Raw genomic sequence first — 948 nt, forward strand, 5'->3', positions numbered from 1 at the left:
CTGTCGGCGAAGTGGTTGAGCGCGGTGTTAATTGTGCCCTCGCCATAGACGGCATATTTGTTGTCGGCCCAGGCATAGGTGCCGCCAGCGCCGATACCACCCCAGGTCCGGTCATTGTCGGTGTCGAATTCGACGCCCGCCACGTTCACCGACGAACCGCCCAGCATTTCCTGATAGAGATTGGCAATGCCATAGACGGTGGTGTTGACCGTCAAACCATCCTTGCCCTGCCAGCTATTGGCATAGTTGGCGGCAAGGCCGAGCCGTCCGATCAGGCTGTCGCCGTCATGCAGGCTGACACGGCTATCCCATGCGTCGCGGAAACTGTCGGCATTGATGGAGGAGTACATGAGCTGCGCCTGTGGCGTCAGCGACCAGTTCTGGTCGATGGCAAAGCGCTGGCCTGCTTCTATGCTCAAGGCATAGCCGGTTGCCTTGCGGCCATCGGCAAGACCCTGATTGGCTGTCCAGGAGTTGAGATCGCTGTCAAACCACGTCACCTGTGCCTGACCGTCGACATAAAAGCCGGAAGTGCCATACCAGGTGGCGGTTGCGCCAAGGCTCCAGCCATCGGTGCTGATCGCACCATCGCCGTGGAAGGAGGAGATATCGCCCTTGGCATGGCCATATTGCCCGGTGATACCGGCGATCAGCTTGCCATTGTCGCTCTCATAGAACTGACCGTCGACACCGGCCTGCATGATGAAGGTGTTGATGTCCTGCTTCATGCGGCTCAGCGACGTATCTGGTTCAAGGCGATTGTGTGCCCCTTCGACACGCGCCCACACGCCCTTGTCGTCAACGGCGGCACCTGTGGCCTGGCCATCGCCGTTCCGTCCCGTCCAGTAGCGCTCGCCAACACGTTCCTGCAAGGTCGGCAGCTTGTTGAGCGCCTGCATGTTCTGCAGATAGCCTTCATAAACCGGAACCGACGGGCTGTAACGTGGA

The 948-nt window shown here is 59.7% G+C and carries 1 protein-coding gene; it reads right to left on the reverse strand.

Going from position 1 to position 948, the window contains the following annotated elements; genetic code table 11:
• On the reverse strand, nt 1-948 hold a 948-nt coding region (locus tag F9K78_RS21790; RefSeq protein WP_151682755.1), incomplete at both ends, for an autotransporter family protein.

It is taken from the genome of Brucella pseudintermedia (assembly GCF_008932435.1).
Lineage (GTDB): Bacteria > Pseudomonadota > Alphaproteobacteria > Rhizobiales > Rhizobiaceae > Brucella > Brucella pseudintermedia.